Genomic DNA, 741 nt, shown 5'->3' with positions numbered 1-741 from the left:
TAGCAAACTAATATCTCAAAAAACCAACGATACTATAAACAAAGACAAGATAAAGCGAGATTCTCATGGTGATGAGATAGTGTATGAGGTGAGGCATAAATACTATTTTTTTAATACATTTACTCATGTAGTAATCCTTATATTATGCATTATCTTTTTATGTGTAAGTATATTTACAGATATTTTCATGACATTGTTATTTAAAATTTTGTGGAGTGTATTTTTTGTGTTTGTTATTTATCAGATTTATAATATCTTATTTGGAATGGTTTGCTTTTATGTTACGGATAATGGGATAGGTTTTGAGCGTAGAAAGCTATTTGGAATCCAAAAGAGGTTTTTTAAATTCGGAGAAGTTGAAGTCAGTATAGGAGAATATCAGGTTTTTGCCTTATATAATCACAACGAAATTTTTATTGCTCCATTGAGTGCAAAAGGTTGGCATAGGCGAAAAAATACTTATCGCCTGCATTTTCTAAATTCTTTCTTAAACAATGATAAGAAAATTTATGAAATATGGGATTTTATAAGAAAAAAGAGTAAAACAGCATTAGAATCTAAAGGCATTAACGCTCATTCTATAAACCTTAACACGCTTTTTATTTGTTTCATTAAGGAATAGTTATGAATCCTAACGATACCAAGCCAACTACAGCAGGAATCACCATAGGCTTACCAAATTCTAGTCATAAAGGCTTTGATATAAAAGCTGGTGTGATAGATAATACTAACACTTATAAT

1 protein-coding gene is annotated in these 741 nt (G+C 29.4%); it reads left to right on the top strand.

Annotated elements, in window-relative coordinates; all coding sequences use genetic code 11:
* Positions 1-622: hypothetical protein (locus CQA53_RS11755; protein ID WP_115544046.1), on the top strand; the 622-nt coding region annotated here is incomplete at its 5' end.
* Positions 623-741 lie beyond the last annotated feature (119 nt).

This window comes from Helicobacter didelphidarum, assembly GCF_003364195.1.
In the GTDB taxonomy this organism is placed as follows: domain Bacteria; phylum Campylobacterota; class Campylobacteria; order Campylobacterales; family Helicobacteraceae; genus Helicobacter_A; species Helicobacter_A didelphidarum.
Note: the sequence above shows the minus strand (reverse complement) of the source record. Positions and strands in the feature narration are given on the sequence as shown.